This is a genomic window from Amycolatopsis sp. NPDC005003 (assembly GCF_053600695.1).
Map to the genome: position 1 here is coordinate 1 of NZ_JBSGAI010000038.1, position 14,726 is coordinate 14,726.

Genomic DNA, 14,726 nt, shown 5'->3' on the forward strand with positions numbered 1-14,726 from the left:
AAGAATGGTTTACTTTTTTGTAATTTCGTTTTAGAACCCTAATTACCACTCACGACAGGTTGCGGCAGGGTGCTCAGTCTGGCTGAGGGGTTTCCCAGGACTTGTCCTCGACCGTCTGGACCATCGTCCGCAGGCCGTTGGTGATCGTGGTCAGCTTGCCGCCGCTGATCCGGGCGACCACCTCGGCCTCGGCCGCGTTGAACCGCGGGTAGAGGTCCTCCATCAGGGCCAGGCCCTCGTCGGTGAGCACCAGGTGCACCAGCCGCCGGTCGGCGGCGTCCACCTCGCGGCGCAGCAGCCCGCGGCCCTCCAGGGTCTTGGCGACGCCGGTCAGCGTGCCCTTGGAGATCGCCGCGACGGTCGCCGCGTGGCGGGTTTCGAGGCCGTCGAAGATCCACACGCACCACAGCACCACGAAGCCCGTCCAGCTCAGGTCGTGTTCGCGCAGCACCGCGTTGGTCAGGTGGTTGCGGACCGCGTTGGCCGCGCGGTACAGGCTGGACAGCGCCGCCGCGGCGGGCAGGTCGAGCGCCAGCTTGGCGATGTGCGCGGACATCGCCTTTTCGGTTTCCGCGAGGCTGTATCCGTCCGGCATGGGCCGATCGTACGGCCTCAAACGGATGGCAGCTCGGCCAGCCGCCGCCCGCCGTCCCAGGTCACGCCCACCTGGCGGTAGTAGCCGCCGAGGATCTCGTGGACCTCGAGCCGGGCGAGTTCCTCGGTGGGGGCGTCGAACAACCGCAGCTCGACGTCGCCGCGCCAGGCCTGGCCGCCCTCGAACGCACGGGCGCCGGATTCGATCAGCTCCGCGTGCGCGTCACCCTCGCCCCGGCCGATGCCGGGCAGGACGCGGTGGTGCGCCATCGGGTGCCCGTTCACGAACCCGTTCGTCGGCGACTCCCCGGTGAGGGTCAGGACGGCTTCGGCGAGCCGCCGGTCGCCGGCGGCCAGGGTCGCGCCGAACGCCGCGCCGGGGCCCAGCCGCGGCGCCGGGCCGAAGGGGTGCGGCCGGGTCTGCCAGATCGAGCCGAGCTTCTTCGGGTAGCCCTGGTGGATGCCCCGGGCGATCGCGAAGTCCTTGTCCACCCAGATGTAGACGCACCGCGAGTACGTCCGGCCCTCGAAGGCGCACCGGACCACCACGAACGCCTCCTTGTACTGGGCGCGCACCGGGTCCAGCAGCTCCTCCCGCGAGGCCGAGCACGACTGCCAGTCGGCCCAGATCAGCGCGACCGCGCCCGGGTCCTCGTCGGCGAGCGAGAGCGGTGCCGGCAGCAGCTCGGCGACGTGGGCGGGGTCGGTCCGGTACTCGACCGTGAGCAGGTCGCCCGAGTAGAACCAGGGCGGCGCGGGGATCAGCGACGCCTGCCCGCTCGCCGTGCGGGGGTAGAAGAAGCCGGCCACGTGCCCTCCTTGTTCGTTTGGATCCGCACGATACAACGTCGACTGACCGGGGGAAAGTCTTGTCAGCCGGCCGTGCCGGGGCTATCGTTCGGACTCAAACGAACCGGGAGGTGTCGTGGGTCACTTCGACGAGGACGCCCTGGCGGCCGCGGCCGCCACGCTGACCGAACGCGGCATCGACGTCGTCCGGCTGGGCTATCCCGACTTCATCGGCACCGAGCGCGGCCGCGACGTGCTGGTCGCGAACTTCGCCAGGACGCTCGGCGACGGCGTCGCGTTCTGCCGGACGGTGTACGGCACCAGCCCGATGGGGGACGTCGTCGAGCTCGGCGAGGGCGGCCTCGCCGACGGCCTGCCCGACGTCGTCGCGTTCCCCGACCTGGCCACCCTGGCGGACGTGCCCTGGGAGCCCGGTGTCGCGCACTGCCTCGCCGACGTCTTCAATCCGGACGGGACGCCGTCGCCGGAGAGCCCGCGGCAGGTGCTCAAGCAGGTCCTGGCCCGGTTCGCCGAGCTCGGCATGCGCCCGGTGGTCGGCCCCGAGCTGGAGTTCTACGTGCTGGAGCCGGATCCGGCCGGTGGCTGGCGCCGGTACGGCGAGGCCACCGGCAACGTCTACGTCTCCGGCAGCAAGGGCGACCCGGAGAACCTGCTGCTGCGCTCGCTGCGGTCCCTGGCGGGCTACGGGCTGGACGTGGTGACGGCCAACCACGAGTTCTGCAGCGGCCAGTTCGAGATCAACCTCTGGCACTCCGAGGCCCTCGACGCCGCCGACCGGGCCTTCCGGTTCAAGACCGCGGTCAAGGAGCTGGCCCGCCGCGAGGGCAAGCTGGCGACGTTCATGGCCAAGCCGTTCAACGACGAAGGCGGCTCGGGCTTCCACCTGCACTTCTCCACGGTGGACGCCGACGGCCGGCCGCTGTTCGACGACCCGGCGGGCGAGTACGGCCTCTCGAAGGTCGCCCACGCGGCCGTCGCCGGGATCCTCGCGCACGCACCCGCGCTGTCCGCGCTCGCCAACCCGACGGTCAACTCCGCCAAGCGGTTCGGCCCGGACACCCTCGCGCCGTGGCTGATCGACTGGGGCCTGGACAACCGCAGCGCGATGATCCGGATCCCGCCGGAACGCGGCCGGGCCGCCCGGCTGGAGCTGCGCCAAGGCGACGCCACGGCCAACCCGTACCTGGTGACCGCGGGGCTGCTCGCCGCCGCGTACCTGGGCATCCAGGACGGCCTGGCCGCGCCGGCACCCCTGGAGGGCTACGGCTACGACCCGGCGAAGGCCCCGAAGCTGCCCGCGGACCTCGGCGCGTCGCTCGACGCCATCGAGGCCGACACGGCGTTCGCGGAACTGCTCGGTCCCCGGTTCGTCACGGCCTTCCTCGCCTACAAGCGCAACGAGCTCGAGCGGTTCTCCCGGTACGTCACCGACTGGGAGTTCCGCGAGTACGCCTACCACCTGTAGAGGAGGGCCATGACCACCGCGCACCCCCTGACCGCCGCCCAGGTCGACCTCACCGACCTCGGCGTCTTCGAGCGCAACGAGGCCTGGCGCAGGTTCGACGTGCTCCGCCGGGAAGCGCCGGTCCACTGGAACCCGGAACCGGCACCGAACTCCGGGTTCTGGTCGCTCACCCGGCACGAGGACATCGTCGCCGTCGACCGGGACGCCGAGACGTTCACCTCCACCGGGTACGTCAACCTCGAAGAGGTCCGCGACGACGACCTGGCCGAGCTCCGGCGGTCCATGCTCGAATCCGACGGCGTCCGCCACCGCGCGCTGCGCAAGCTGCTGCAACGCGACTTCGGCGGCCAGACGCTGAAGAAGTACGAGGAGTTCCTGCGCGGGCTGACCGAGGCCACAGTGGACGCCGCGCTGCGCCGCGGCGAGTTCGACTTCGTCAAGGAGGTCAGCGCGGACTTCCCGATCCAGGTGCTGGCCCGGATGCTCGACGTGCCCGCGCGCGACACCGGGCGGCTGATCGCCTGGGGCAACCGGATCATCGGCAACACCGACCCCGACTACGCCGACGTCCTGCTGGGCGACGCCGAAAGCGACCGCTACAAGCACCTGCCGTTCCGCTCGCCCGCGTCGCTGGAGGTCTTCGAGTACGGGCGCGAGCTGGCCCGGCAGCGCCGCGGCGGCGACGGCGAGGACCTGGTCAGCAGCCTGGTCAACCGCACCCCGGTCGACGGCGAGCCGCTGACCGCCACGGAGTTCGACAACTACTTCCTGCTGCTGGTGGTCGCGGGCAACGAGACCACCCGGCACGCGATCAGCCACTCCATGCTGGCGCTGCTGGACAATCCCGACCAGCTGGCGCTGCTGCAGGCGGAGCCCGAGCGGATCCCGGTGGCGGTGGAGGAGATGCTGCGCTGGGCGAGCCCGGTCTACCACTTCCGCCGCACCGCGACCCGCGACGTCGAACTGCGTGGCCGGCACATCAAGGCGGGGGAGAAGGTGGTGATGTGGTTCGCCTCGGGCAACCGGGACGAGGACGTGTTCGCCGATCCCTACACCTTCGACGTCACGCGCAAGCCCAACGACCACGTCACCTTCGGCAAGGGCAGCCCGCACTTCTGCCTGGGCAACAACCTGGCCCGGATGGAGATCCGGCTGATGTTCGAGACCCTGCTGCCGCGCCTGCGCCGCATCGAGCGGGCCGGTGACGTCCGGCGGGTGCGCAGCAACTTCGTCAACGGCATCAAGCAGTTCCCCGTGCGGGTCGAGACCACCTGATGCGCGCGCTGTGCGTCTGCCACGACGCGCTGTCGGATCCCGGGTACGTCGGTGGCGCGCTGCGCGAACTCGGCTGGCAGGTCGACGAACTCGTCGTCGTGCCCGAGGACCGCCACCAGGCGCCGGACGTCGAACCGTCCTTTCCGGACAGTGCGGGCTACGACCTCCTGGTGCCGCTCGGCGCGCCGTGGAGTGCCGGGGTGGACGACACGCGGATCGGCCGCTGGCTCGCGCCGGAGCTGCGCTGGCTGGCCGACGCGGTGGCGGGCGGCGGCGCGGTGTTCGGCATCTGTTTCGGGGCGCAGGCGCTGGCCCGCGCCCTGGGCGGCACGGTCACGCGGTCGCCGTCGCCGGAGATCGGCTGGGTGGACGTCGAGTCCGACCGGCCGGACCTGGTGCCGTCCGGACCGTGGTTCCAGTGGCACTTCGACCGGTTCACCGTGCCGCCCGGGGCGGTCGAGGTCGCCCGCAACGCCGCGGCCCCGCAGGCCTACCGGATCGGGCGCAGCCTCGGCGTGCAGTTCCACCCCGAGGTGACCCCGGCCGGCATCCGGCGCTGGATCGCAGGCGGCGGCGCGGCCCAGGCGCGGCGGCTCGGGCGGCACCCGGCGGACCTCGCCGCGGACGCCGACCGGCTCGCCGCGGACGCGCGGCGCCGCGCCACGGCACTGGTTTCGGGCTACCTGGACGAAATCTTCGTCAGCTGACTGTTGCGATCCAAACGTTTGAACCCGTACGATTCCCGCGCCGGGGGCCGAGTCGAGGAGACACCCATGGTCGACCACGTCGTTTCGGAAAAACCGGCCACCGGCCACCGGCTCGGTGGTTCCCTCAAACTGGTGGACGCGATCGCCCAGTCCGTGGGCGTGATCGGGCCGGTGTTCTCGATCGCCTTCCTGGTGCCGCTGCTGGTCGGGCTGAACGCCTCCGGCAGCGGCGCGGGCGCCGCCGCGCCCCTCTCGGTGGCGATCGCCGCGGTCGGCGTGCTGGGCCTCGGCTGGATCGTTTCCGAGTACACGAAACGCATCCAGGCCGCCGGCTCCCTCTACGACTACGTCACCGACGGGCTCGGCAAGCGCGTCGGCGCCGCGGCCGGATTCCTCTACTACGCGGGCATTCTCGCGCTCGGTGCCGGGATCCTGGTGATGATCGGCGGCACGATCCACGACACCCTGCGGGCCGAGTTCGGCATCACGCCGCTGCCCGAAGCGGGCTGGGACCTGCTCCTGCTGATCGGCCTCTCGGTCGTGCTGTACCTCGGGGTCGCCCTGTCGACGCGGGCGCAGCTGGTCCTGGCGCTGGTTTCCTTCGCCGTCGTGCTCGTCTTCTTCGTCGTGGTGATCGCGAAGGTCGGCGGCGGCAACGACGTCGCCACCGCGTTCACGCCGAGCACGTCACCACAGGGCTTCGGCGGGGTGCTCTTCGGCGTCCTGTACGGCGTGCTGCTCTTCACCGGCTTCGAGACCGCGGCCAACCTCGGCGAAGAGACGGCGCACCCGAAGCGGGACATCCCGCGCGCGGTGCTCATCTCGGTCCTCACCGTGGCCGTCTTCTACGTCATCGGGTCCTACAGCCAGGTCGCCGGCTACCACTTCGACCTGGAGACGCTCGGCAAGAACGCGGGCGCGCCGCTGTTCGGGCTGGCCGGGCCGGTCGCCGACGGCGGGTTCGGGTCGGTGGTCGTCCGGCGGCTGCTGGAGCTGGTCGTCGTGCTCGACATGCTCGCGGTGCTGATCGGCTGCGCCGTGGCGGCGTCTCGCGGCATGTTCGCGCTCGCCCGCGACCGGCGGCTGCCCGCGGCACTGGGCAAGGTGAGCCACCGCGGCACCCCACTGGCCGCGGCCGTCGTCGTGGTGGCCGTGCACGCGGTGGTCCTCGTTCTCACCGCCGCCTGGGCCGGCCTGTTCGCCCAGGACGGGATGCCGCACTACGTGGCGATGTTCAGCTGGGGCTCGACCTTCGGCGGGTTCTCCCTCGCCGTGATCTACCTGCTGATGTCGGCGGGCGCGCTGCGGGGCCTGCGCGATCACCCGCGGCGGTGGGCGGTGTACCTCGCGGGCACGGTCGGCATCGTCGTCACCGGAGCCGCGATCTTCGGCGCGGTCTACAAGGTCGGCACGCCGATCATCTACGCGCCCTACGCGGCGGCCGTGGTTTTCGCCCTCGGACTGGTGGCGGCCTTCCGGCACCGGGCGGCGCGCGCATGACCACGCCCCGGATGCTGCTGATCCTCAGCGAGAACTGGACCCTGACCGCGGGCCGGGACCTGCCGACGCTGGTGCGGTGGGCCCGCGAGGCCGAGGACGCCGGCTTCGACGCGGTGATGATCAGCGAACACGTCGTGCTCGGGCCGGACGCCGCCGACCGCGGTGTCATGGGCAACCCGCGCGAGTACGCCCTGCCGGGCAACCAGGACCCCTTCACGCCGTGGCCGCATTCGCTGTCGCTGCTGTCCTCGATCGCCTCGGTGACTTCGCGGATCCGGCTGGTCGCCGGGGCGATCCTGGCGCCGCTGCGGCACCCGCTGCTGCTCGCGCGGGAGCTGGGCACCCTCGACCTGCTGAGCGAAGGGCGCCTGGTGGTGCAGCCGACGGTGAGCTGGAGCCGGGAGGAGTACGCCGCCCTCGGCGTGCCGTTCGGCCGGCGCGGCCGGATCCTCGACGAGCAGCTCGAGATCCTGGACCTGCTGTGGCGTTCGTCTCCGGCGTCGTACACGGGGGAGTTCTTCTCCTTCAAGGACGTCTACTTCGAGCCGAAGGCGTACCGGCCGGACGGCCCGCGGATGTGGTTCGGCGGCCGGCACCTGCACGACCGCCTCCTGGACCGGCTGGTGCGCTACGGGCACGGCTTCCACCCGCTCGGAGTACCGTCCACAGAGGACCTCTCCCGGCTGCGGGCGGCGTGCGGCGCGGACCTCGAGCTCGTCGGCGGGACGCGGGCGGTGTTCCCGGACGACGATTCGTGCGCCGACCTCGGCCGGGCGATGGCAGCCCTGCCCGAGCAGATCGAGCTGGGGTTCACGACGTTCTGCCTGAAGCCGTCCCAGTTCACCGACGACCCGGCCGCGGTCGGCCGGCTGTGCCGGGAGGTGGTGCGCCGGGCCGAGGCGATGGCCTGACGGCCCGTGCGCCGGCGGCGTCGTGCGACCATGCTGTGGTGGACAACCTGGCAGGCGCAAATCGACCGCGTGCGCCTGATCGCCGGGAACACGGGCCCCGGCTCCTGGCGCACGGTGGCCGAGTTCGCGCTCTAGCTCGACCGCATCAGGATGAAGTCGCCGTGACCGCCGTAGCCGAGGACGTCTTCCGCGTACTGTGTCCCGTCGAACGTCGGCAGCCACCAGCGGTTGCCGATCTTCACCAGCATCGGGTGCGGGATGTTGGTGCCGTACGGGGCGTTCAGCGTCCCCAGCTTGCGCAAGCCCAGGTCGTACACCGGGTATTCGCGGGCGTCGCCGTCGCTGGCGAACAGGTACCAGCGGCCGCCCACGCGCTGCAGGATCGTTCCCTCCGTCTGCTTCACCGACGTGTCGGCGCCCAGCAGCGTCAGCCCCTCGTCGTAGTCCGCGCCGCGCGGGGCCGCCGCCAGGGCCGGGTGGAACACGAACGCCGGTTGCTGGGCCGGGCTTTCGACGAACGCGATGTGCCAGCGGCCGTCGATCTTCGTCAGGGCCGGGTCCCACGAACTCACCGTCGTGGGCAGCGGGAGTGGCGTGGTCGGCAGGACGTGCACGCCCGAAAGCACGTCGGTGCGGGTGACCGCGTGGCGCACGTGGACGCCGTTGAACGAGAAGTCGCCCCAGGAGCTCATCAGCAGGATGAACCGGTCGCCGTCGAGGACGATCTGGCCCGCGTGGTCGCCGAGCACGACGCCGTCGCGCTCGAAGAACAGCGTTGCCACCTGCTCCAGCTTCGTCGGGTCCGCCAGGTCGAGGGTCCAGACCGCCCAGTGCGCCTGCTGGAAGAACCCCAGGCCGGCGTTGGTCATGGTCAGGTAGAGCTTGCCGTGGCGGATGTACGGCCGGCCGTCGGCGTACTGCACGACGTGCGGGTCGCGGACGCCCGCTTGGCCGTAGTACCCGGCCCGGACCCGGCCGAGCCGCGCCGGGCCGCGGCTGCCGTAGGCGTAGCCCAGCCGGGCCAGCACCGCCGGGTCGCGCAGGTCGATCCGGGCCCGGACCTGGTCGCGCTCGGTCAGCAGCGGCCGCCAGCCGTCGCCCCGGTCGGCCAGCACCGTGACCGCGTTTTCGTTGACCACCACGGCGAAGCCGAACGGCGCCCGCAGGTCCGCCGGCGCGGTCTTGACCACGGCGGTGCCCGCGGCCGTGGTGATCTCGATGCCCACCCGGCCCGCGGCGGCGTCGTAGGTGCCCAGCACCGAGACGCCGGCGCCGGCCAGCCCGGCGACGACGGGCGCGCGGTCGTCGAGCACCTGCACGGTCACCGTCCCGTACGGCGCCTTCGGCCGGATGCCGGTCTTGACGAGCGCGCCGGGCCGGGCGCGCGTGTCGAGCTGGACGAAGTTCGGCGCGATCAGGTCGAACGGCCGGAACTTTTCGGCGACGGAGAACTGCAGGTCCAGCGGGCTGGTGCCGCTGGCTTGGGCCGTACCGCCGAACAGGCTCGCGGTCACGCCGGTCACCCCCAGCGCGGTGAGGGCGCGCAGCACGTCACGTCGATCGAAGCCGGTCACCTTTGACCTCCGGGGTGGGGAGCGGGGACCCCAGTTTGCAACGTGGCATGCAACGTGGCAACCGTCGTGGGGTCATTCCTCGACGAGGGATTCGAGGAGGCCGCCCGCCAGTTCCTCGGCCGGGCGCGCCCAGTCGTGACGCAGGGTGCGGAACAGCGCCGCGGCGCGCGTGCCCGGCCAGTCGGCAGGCAGCAGCGCCGGCGGCAGCACCGGGTCGCGGCGGATCAGCAGGAGCCATTCCGCGCCCAGCCGGATCCGCCGGGACAGCTCGTCGCCGGGCTCACCCGGCGCGCCGCCGCTCCACCGGCGGAGGAACTGCTCGTAGCCGGCCGCGATCCGTGGCAGGTCCCAGGCTTCACGGGCGATGCGCGCCGGATCGGTCCACATGAACGGTTCCGCGCGGAACACCTCGGCGTGGTCGAGGAGGTCGAGTTCGGCCAGCGCCGGCGCGATGTCGGCCGCCGACGCCGAGACCCACAGCCCGCTGCGCAGCGGGCCGAACCCGAACCAGCCCAGCCGGGTGCGCAGCGCGTACCGGTCCGCGCGGCGGGTTTCCGGCACCGAGAACGTCAGCAGCGTCCACCGGCCGTCCCAGTGCCGCTCGACGACGTCGCCGTCGAGCTTGCGCTGGCCGTCGCGCAGCACCGCGGTGCCGTGCTCGGTGAGGCGCAGGAACGCCTGCCGGCCCCGGCGGACCGTGCGGAGCAGTTCCCGGCGGCTCATCCGGCTCAGCGTCGCCCGCGTGGCGTGCTCGCCGACGCCGAGACCGTCGAGCACGGCGATGACGCCGCCGGTCGACACGGCGATCCCGCGGTCCAGCACGTGGTCGCCGAACAGCGTCAGCAACAGGGCTTCCGGCCGCACGCCGGGCGCGCCTTCGTCCTCCGCCGAGCCGGCCGCTTCGAGCATGCGCCACCTCCTGCCCGCCGGATTCTTCGCCGTTTCCGCAGCGATCATCAATCGTTTGTCCGGCATTTCGAGCCTATCACCGAGTTCGAAAGTTTCGGTATCCCGGAATAGTCGATGAATTGTTGACGGTCGTCGTGGATCTGCCTAACCTCGTGCCCGAGGGGGATCGCCGACCGGAGGTCACCGATGAGTGGATTCAGAACGGCGTTCGTGACCATCGCCAGTGCGGTGCTGATGGCTGTCACCACGGCGGTGGTGCCCGCCCCGGCGTCGGCCGCGTCACTGGTGGAAGTGACCGGCTTCGGGAACAACCCGGGCGGGATGCGCATGCACATCTACGTGCCGGACACGCGGCCGGCCAATCCCGCGATCGTGGTCGCGATGCACGGGTGCGGCGGTTCGGGGCCCGGTTTCTACTCGGGGAGCGAATTCGCCTCGCTGGCCAACCGCTACGGGTTCCTCGTCATCTACCCGAGCGCCCAGCAGCAGGCCGGGTTCGGGAACTGCTTCGACACCTGGTCCGACGCGGCGAAGCGCCGGGGCGGCGGCAGCGACCCGGTTTCGATCGTGTCGATGGTGACCTACGCGCAGCAGCGTTACGGCGGCGACCCGAACCGCGTCTTCGCCACCGGCTCGTCGTCCGGCGGCATGATGACCAACGAAATGCTCGCCCTCTACCCGGACGTGTTCAAAGCCGGTGCGGCGTTCATGGGCGTCCCCTTCAACTGCTTCGCGAACGCCGCGGACTTCCCGCCGTGGTCGAGCAGGTGCACCGGCAGCGGCGGCGCGAACCGCACACCCCAGCAGTGGGGTGACGCGGTCCGCCAGGCCTACCCCGGCTACACCGGCGCCCGCCCGCGCGTCCAGCTGTGGCACGGCACCGCCGACACGCTCGTGCCGTACGCGCTGCTGCAGGAGGAAATCGAGCAGTGGACCAACGTGTTCGGCCTGAGCCAGACGCCGACGTCGTCGGACACCCCGCAGGGCGGCTGGAACCGCCGCCGCTACGGCGACAAGGTCGAGGCCTACAGCATCCAGGGTGCCGGGCACAGCCTGCCCTCGGCCGGGATGGCCGCCGCCGCGATCGCCTTCTTCGGGTTGAGCTGACCACGGTGGTCGATGCGCCGGCGAGGGTTCCTCGATCCTCGCCGGCGCCGACCGGACCGGCTCATCCGGGCCGTTCGGCGGACGGGAGCCGGACGACGACGTCCAGCCCGCCGGCCGGGCGGGCGGCGATGGTGAGCTCACCCCGGTGCGCGGCGACGATCGCGTCCACGATGGACAGTCCGAGGCCGGTGCCGCGGCCGGTGTGGATCCGGGTGCCGTCGCCGCGGACGAACGGCTCCCGGAGCTGGCCGACGGCCTCCGGCGCGATCGGCGCACCGCTGTTCCCGATGCGCAGGAACACCCGCCCGTCCCGGCTGCCCGTGGCGACCTCGACGTGGCCCCCGGAACGGTTGTGGCGGACCGCGTTGTCGACCAGGTTGCCGCACAGGCGTTCCAGCAGCACCGGCTCACCGCGGACCGGTGCGGGCCGCAGGTCGGCTCGCACGGTGAGGTCCACCCCGTCGAGGCTGTTCGCCACGACCTCGGCGAGGTCGACGCGGTGCCGGACGCCGACGCCCGCCTGGCTGCGGGCCAGCGCCAGCAGCCCGTCGAGGGTGCGCCGGCTCTGCTCGACGGCGGTCCGGATGTCGGCGGTCATCGCCAGCAGTTCTTCGGTGCCGGGCCGGCTGTCGAGGGTGACGTCGATGGCGGTGCGCATGGTGGTCAGCGGGGTGCGCAGCTCGTGGGCGGCGTTGGCGGTGAACATGCGCTGGCTCGCGAGCACCCGGTCGCGTTCGGCGACGCCGTCGCAGATGCGGTCCAGCATCCCGTTGACGGTCCTGGCCAGGGTGGCGAGTTCATCGGCGGGCTCGGCGACCGGCACCCGCTCGGACAGGTTCTCCGCCGAAAGGCGTCGTGCGGTGGCGGAGATCGTGCGGATGGGACGCAGGACCCGCCCGGCAACCAGCCACCCCACGACCGCCGCGAGCGCCGTCACCACCGCCAGCGCGATCGCGGCCTGGGTGACGAAGTCGGTGAGGGTGATCGCCTGGATCGAGGGCGGCAACGGCGGTATCGGCCCCGGCCCCGGCGCCGGGCCGAGCGTGAGGACCGAGACCCGGTGTCCGCCGGTCCCGCGCAGCAGCAGGTAGGTGAGCGTGGTCAGCAGGGCGCCGGCGGCGAGGACCAGCGCGGCGTAGAGGATCGTGAGCCGGCCGCGGGCGGTCACGGGACGATCCGGTAGCCGGCACTCGGCACGGTGACGATGGGCGAAGGGTCGCCGAGCTTGCGCCGCAACGTGCCGACGGTGATCCGGACCGCGTTGGTGAACGGGTCGGCGTGCTCGTCCCACACCTTGTCCAGCAACGTTTCCGCGCTCACCACCGTGCCGCCGGCGGCGAGCAGGTGCTCGAGCACGCCGAACTCCTTGGGCGTCAGGTGCAGGAACCGGCCGGCGCGCTCCGCGGTGCGCCGTGCGGGATCGAGCACCACCTCGCCGGCGCGCAGGACCGGCGGCGTCGCGGGCGCGCTGCGGCGGGACAGCGCCCGCACCCTGGCGACGAGTTCGGAAAACGCGAACGGCTTGCCGAGGTAGTCGTCGGCCCCGAGCGTCAGCCCCGCGACCCGGTCCTCGACCGTGCCGGACGCCGTCAGCATCAGGATCCGCGCCGCGCCGTGCCCGGCGAGCTCGCGGCACACCGTGTCCCCGTGCACGACGGGCAGATCCCGGTCCAGGACGACGACGTCGTAGGGCGTGGCCACACACTTGTCCAGCGCGGTGCGCCCGTCGAACGCGACGTCGACGGCGAACCCCTGCCTCCGCAGCCCGGCCGCGACGTACTTGGCCAACGGTTGCTCGTCCTCGACCAGCAGCACCCGCACCCGGGCAGTGTCCCGCGCGCGACATATGGATCACGTATGGGCCGGCGATCGGTCCTCGAGCGGCCGTGCCCGGTAGACCTCCGGCCATGACCACGACACGACGATCCGTACTGGGCATGCTCGGCGCGTCCGGTGCGTTGCTCGCCACCGGCGCCGTCGCCGGAGCGACTACCGGAGCCGGTGCCGGCCCCACCTCCGTGGACGTGCGCGCGTTCGACCGGTTCGTGCAGGAACAGGCGGCCATGGACGCGTTCTCCGGCAGCCTGCTGCTGGTCCACCGGGGACGGCCGGTGCTGGCCAGGTCCTACGGCCGGGCCAACGACGCCGCTGCCAACGGCCCGGACACCCTGTTCGCCATGGCCTCGGTGACGAAACTGTTCACAGCGGTGGCCATCGCCCAGCTCGTGCAGGCCGGCAAGCTCGGGTACACCAGCACGCTGGGCACTTTCCTGAGCGGGTTCCCCGCCGAGATCGCCGGCACGGTGGAAGTCCGCCACCTCCTCACCCACACCTCCGGCCTCGGCGACACCTTCACGATGCCCGGGTACCTGGCGGAAGCGCTCACCTGGACCGACGTCGACCAGGTGATGAACGGCACGACGGACTACATCCGGCGGACCTCGCCGGAGTTCGCACCGGGTGCGGGATCCCGCTACAGCAACGCCGGCTACCACCTGCTCGGCGCGATCGTGGCCCAGGTGTCCGGGAAGTCCTACTACGACTACGTGCGTGAGCACGTGTTCCGCCCGGCCGGCATGACCACCACGGAGTTCTGCACCAGGCCGCAGTGGCACACGGATCCCCGCATCGCCCACCCCTACGCGAGACAGCCGTCCGGCGGACGCGCCGACACGATCGACCAGCGGCTGTACGTCGGTACCCCCGCCGGTGACGCCTTCACGACGTGCGCCGACATGGCGCGCTTCGCCTCCGCGCTGCAGGGTGCGAAGCTGCTCGACCGCGCCTTCACGGGTATCACGCTGAGTGGCAAGGTGCCCCCTCCGTCGCAGCCCGGGCCGCCGCCCGGTGGGACGCCCGGGGTGCCGCCCGTCGCCTTCCAGTGCTACGGCCCGATGACGCTGCTGGTCGGCAACCAGTGGGTGACCGGCCACGGTGGCGGGGCCCCGGGCACGTCGACCGACTTCCAGATGTACCCCGACACCGAGTGGGTGACGGTGATCCTGAGCAACTACGACTACGAGGGCGGGCCCCCGCCGGTCGTGAAGAAAGCGCGCGACATCATCACCGCGCGACCCGTCATGAGGTGAGCACCTTCAGCGCGGCGGCGTGCACGCCGGGCGCGGCGGCGAGGTAACCGGTGCTCGTCAGGTCCCACGGGCCGCCGTCGAGGTCCGTGACGACGCCGCCGGCCTCCTGGACCAGCAGGACGCCGGCGGCGTGGGCCCGGACGTTGTCGAACTGCCAGTGCAGGTCCATCCGGCCCGCGGCGACCTGGGCGAGCTGGTGGGTCACCGGAACGGAGATCCGCACGTACAGCGCGGCCTCCGACATCGCGGCGAACGACCTGCCCATCTCCTCGAGGAACCGGTGGCCGGGCTGGGCCTGTCCGGTACCCGCGAGCGCGCCGTCCAGCGATGTCTTGGCGGAGACCCGCAGCGGCTCGCCGTCGAGGTGGGCGCCACCGCCTTCGGTGGCGGTGAACAGCTCGCCGAGCACCGGGAAGTACAGCACCGCCAGCACCGGACGGCCGTCGCGGACGAGGCTCACGCCGATGTTCCAGTCCGGCATGCCGTGCACGGCGTTGACGTTGCCGCCCATCGGGTCGACGAGCCACCACTCGCCCGCGGGCAGCGGCCCGGACCCGTGTTCGTCGTCGAGCCAGCGGGCCTCCGGCCGGATCGCGGCCAACGCCGGCCGGAGGACCTCGGCGACGGCGCAGTCGTTGTCGTGCAGGCTCTCGAGCAGTGCGGGCAGGCCGGGCTGCCGGGACGCGGGGGAGTAGCGCGTCAGCATCCGGGCCCCGGCGGCGCGGACGGCGGCGGTGGTGGCGGCGAGCAGGTCCTGGCTCATTGAGACTCCTGTGGTTGTCTTG

The 14,726-nt window shown here is 72.0% G+C and carries 14 protein-coding genes; 7 read left to right on the forward strand and 7 right to left on the reverse strand.

The genetic code is table 11. The annotated features are described in order from the left end of the window. Window positions 1-73: 73 nt before the first annotated feature. Together ACWED2_RS34755 and ACWED2_RS34760 are read right to left on the reverse strand one after the other, a co-directional pair. The gene (locus ACWED2_RS34755; RefSeq protein WP_449694750.1) at window positions 74-595 is read right to left on the reverse strand and encodes a MarR family winged helix-turn-helix transcriptional regulator; all 522 of its coding nucleotides are present in this window, start codon (window positions 593-595) and stop codon (window positions 74-76) included. A gap of 17 nt (window positions 596-612) precedes the next feature. Next, window positions 613-1,404, reverse strand: coding sequence for an acetoacetate decarboxylase family protein (locus ACWED2_RS34760; RefSeq protein WP_449694751.1), 792 nt, complete (start codon window positions 1,402-1,404; stop codon window positions 613-615). Window positions 1,405-1,519: 115 nt separating this feature from the next. Here ACWED2_RS34760 and ACWED2_RS34765 point away from each other — a divergent pair, with 115 nt between their 5' ends. The 5 genes from ACWED2_RS34765 to ACWED2_RS34785 all read left to right on the forward strand — a co-directional run bounded on the left by ACWED2_RS34765 (window position 1,520) and on the right by ACWED2_RS34785 (window position 7,262). Continuing rightward, window positions 1,520-2,869 carry a glutamine synthetase family protein gene (locus tag ACWED2_RS34765; protein WP_449694752.1) on the forward strand — a complete coding sequence of 450 codons (1,350 nt, stop codon included), beginning with the start codon at window positions 1,520-1,522 and terminating at the stop codon, window positions 2,867-2,869. Between the two features lie 9 nt (window positions 2,870-2,878). Further along, window positions 2,879-4,144, forward strand: coding sequence for a cytochrome P450 (locus tag ACWED2_RS34770; protein WP_449694753.1), 1,266 nt, complete (start codon window positions 2,879-2,881; stop codon window positions 4,142-4,144). Continuing rightward, window positions 4,144-4,851 (forward strand): type 1 glutamine amidotransferase, encoded by a 708-nt coding sequence (locus ACWED2_RS34775; protein WP_449694754.1) that lies wholly within the window; start codon window positions 4,144-4,146, stop codon window positions 4,849-4,851. Before ACWED2_RS34770 ends, ACWED2_RS34775 begins: the two co-directional genes overlap by 1 nt. 66 nt (window positions 4,852-4,917) lie before the next feature. Continuing rightward, the gene (locus ACWED2_RS34780) at window positions 4,918-6,351 is read left to right on the forward strand and encodes an APC family permease (protein WP_449694755.1); all 1,434 of its coding nucleotides are present in this window, start codon (window positions 4,918-4,920) and stop codon (window positions 6,349-6,351) included. Further along, entirely contained in the window at window positions 6,348-7,262 is a 915-nt protein-coding gene (locus tag ACWED2_RS34785) for a TIGR03619 family F420-dependent LLM class oxidoreductase (RefSeq protein ID WP_449694756.1), read from the forward strand. Before ACWED2_RS34780 ends, ACWED2_RS34785 begins: the two co-directional genes overlap by 4 nt. Window positions 7,263-7,393: 131 nt before the next feature. On the opposite strand, the gene ACWED2_RS34790 is transcribed toward ACWED2_RS34785, so the two are convergent. Both ACWED2_RS34790 and ACWED2_RS34795 read right to left on the reverse strand, forming a co-directional pair. Beyond that, window positions 7,394-8,836, reverse strand: a complete 1,443-nt coding sequence (locus tag ACWED2_RS34790) for a hypothetical protein (RefSeq protein WP_449694757.1) — start codon at window positions 8,834-8,836, stop codon at window positions 7,394-7,396. Between the two features lie 72 nt (window positions 8,837-8,908). After that, window positions 8,909-9,745 carry a PaaX family transcriptional regulator gene (locus ACWED2_RS34795; RefSeq protein WP_449694758.1) on the reverse strand — a complete coding sequence of 279 codons (837 nt, stop codon included), beginning with the start codon at window positions 9,743-9,745 and terminating at the stop codon, window positions 8,909-8,911. 186 nt (window positions 9,746-9,931) lie between these two features. On the opposite strand from ACWED2_RS34795, the gene ACWED2_RS34800 reads away from it, so the two are divergent. Next, window positions 9,932-10,852: an extracellular catalytic domain type 1 short-chain-length polyhydroxyalkanoate depolymerase gene (locus tag ACWED2_RS34800; protein WP_449694759.1), complete on the forward strand. Its 921-nt coding sequence runs from the start codon at window positions 9,932-9,934 to the stop codon at window positions 10,850-10,852. A gap of 61 nt (window positions 10,853-10,913) precedes the next feature. Here the strand turns inward: ACWED2_RS34800 and ACWED2_RS34805 are convergent, their stop codons facing one another. Both ACWED2_RS34805 and ACWED2_RS34810 read right to left on the reverse strand, forming a co-directional pair. Further along, on the reverse strand, window positions 10,914-12,020 hold the full coding sequence (locus ACWED2_RS34805) for a sensor histidine kinase (protein ID WP_449694760.1): 1,107 nt from the start codon (window positions 12,018-12,020) through the stop codon (window positions 10,914-10,916). Beyond that, the gene (locus ACWED2_RS34810) at window positions 12,017-12,673 is read right to left on the reverse strand and encodes a response regulator transcription factor (protein ID WP_449694761.1); all 657 of its coding nucleotides are present in this window, start codon (window positions 12,671-12,673) and stop codon (window positions 12,017-12,019) included. The genes ACWED2_RS34805 and ACWED2_RS34810 overlap by 4 nt, the downstream gene beginning before the upstream one ends. An 86-nt stretch (window positions 12,674-12,759) precedes the next feature. Here ACWED2_RS34810 and ACWED2_RS34815 point away from each other — a divergent pair, with 86 nt between their 5' ends. Beyond that, window positions 12,760-13,941 carry a serine hydrolase domain-containing protein gene (locus tag ACWED2_RS34815; RefSeq protein ID WP_449694762.1) on the forward strand — a complete coding sequence of 394 codons (1,182 nt, stop codon included), beginning with the start codon at window positions 12,760-12,762 and terminating at the stop codon, window positions 13,939-13,941. Here the strand turns inward: ACWED2_RS34815 and ACWED2_RS34820 are convergent. Then, window positions 13,931-14,704 carry an inositol monophosphatase family protein gene (locus ACWED2_RS34820; RefSeq protein WP_449694763.1) on the reverse strand — a complete coding sequence of 258 codons (774 nt, stop codon included), beginning with the start codon at window positions 14,702-14,704 and terminating at the stop codon, window positions 13,931-13,933. The genes ACWED2_RS34815 and ACWED2_RS34820 overlap by 11 nt on opposite strands. Between the last annotated feature and the right edge of the window lie 22 nt (window positions 14,705-14,726).

What these genes read in the sequence shown, in the direction of transcription:
- ACWED2_RS34770 (WP_449694753.1), top strand. Translation starts at nt 2,879, where the DNA reads ATGACCACCGCGCACCCCCTGACCGCCGCCCAGGTCGACCTCACCGAC.
- ACWED2_RS34815 (WP_449694762.1), top strand. Translation starts at nt 12,760, where the DNA reads ATGACCACGACACGACGATCCGTACTGGGCATGCTCGGCGCGTCCGGT.
- ACWED2_RS34785 (WP_449694756.1), top strand. Translation starts at nt 6,348, where the DNA reads ATGACCACGCCCCGGATGCTGCTGATCCTCAGCGAGAACTGGACCCTG.
- ACWED2_RS34780 (WP_449694755.1), top strand. Translation starts at nt 4,918, where the DNA reads ATGGTCGACCACGTCGTTTCGGAAAAACCGGCCACCGGCCACCGGCTC.
- ACWED2_RS34800 (WP_449694759.1), top strand. Translation starts at nt 9,932, where the DNA reads ATGAGTGGATTCAGAACGGCGTTCGTGACCATCGCCAGTGCGGTGCTG.
- ACWED2_RS34755 (WP_449694750.1), bottom strand. Translation starts at nt 595, where the DNA reads ATGCCGGACGGATACAGCCTCGCGGAAACCGAAAAGGCGATGTCCGCG.
- ACWED2_RS34795 (WP_449694758.1), bottom strand. Translation starts at nt 9,745, where the DNA reads ATGCTCGAAGCGGCCGGCTCGGCGGAGGACGAAGGCGCGCCCGGCGTG.
- ACWED2_RS34775 (WP_449694754.1), top strand. Translation starts at nt 4,144, where the DNA reads ATGCGCGCGCTGTGCGTCTGCCACGACGCGCTGTCGGATCCCGGGTAC.
- ACWED2_RS34820 (WP_449694763.1), bottom strand. Translation starts at nt 14,704, where the DNA reads ATGAGCCAGGACCTGCTCGCCGCCACCACCGCCGCCGTCCGCGCCGCC.